The sequence below is a fragment of the Burkholderia lata genome (assembly GCF_902499025.1).
Taxonomy (GTDB): domain Bacteria; phylum Pseudomonadota; class Gammaproteobacteria; order Burkholderiales; family Burkholderiaceae; genus Burkholderia; species Burkholderia lata_C.
In genome coordinates, this window is record NZ_CABVPW010000115.1 from 1 (window position 1) to 695 (window position 695).

Sequence of the window (695 nt, forward strand, 5' to 3'; positions counted from 1 at the left end):
GGCGGCCAATCGCATACCAAATCCATTTAATCAGTGCCCCGGCCATCAAACCGCGGCGCTTTTCAACAGCCTGCTAGGCCCTCGCGACCGGATTGCAGAGCGCGCTATGGCAGGCGGGCGGCTGCCCGCGCGAACATCACTCTGACAGCCTTGTCGGCCGCCTTCAAGCTCCTGACCGAGCAGGAGGACTTTACGATGCGTTACGCAGCGCGGCTCGGTCATTACGGCATAGAGGGCATGCGCAATAATCGCAGCCTGGATCACGAGAACGGCAGCGTGGAATCCTCGTATCGGTATCTGAAGGAAGCGGTCGACCGGGCCTTGATGCAGCGCGGCCCTCGCGATTTCGCTGACTGTACCTCCTTCGACAAATTCGTACGCGAAGTGGTGATGCACCGGAACCGGCTCAACGCCGCGGTGTTTCGCATCGAGCGCGCACAACTGCAGGATCTGCCTGAACGTCGTACCACTGACTTCGTCGAGGAAGAGGCGCTCGTGACCCGCCGCAGCACGTTTTCGGTGCGCGGCATCCTGTACAGCGCACCGTCGCGCCTGATCGGCCATCGCCTGAAGGTGCGACTCTACAGTGACCGGCTCGACTGAACCACGCCGGGTTTGGTGGAGGCTCTAACTCTTGAGAGAATGGAGTCGTGAACAATAAGCCAAGCAAGCTTTCCCCGGAAGTTCAAAAGCGC

Annotated in this window: 1 pseudogene; it reads left to right on the top strand. The window is 60.4% G+C overall.

The features are described from left to right. Nucleotides 1-77 precede the first annotated feature (77 nt). A pseudogene (locus tag BDI24065_RS40885) lies at nt 78-600 on the top strand (IS21 family transposase); the annotation flags it as partial. Nucleotides 601-695 lie beyond the last annotated feature (95 nt).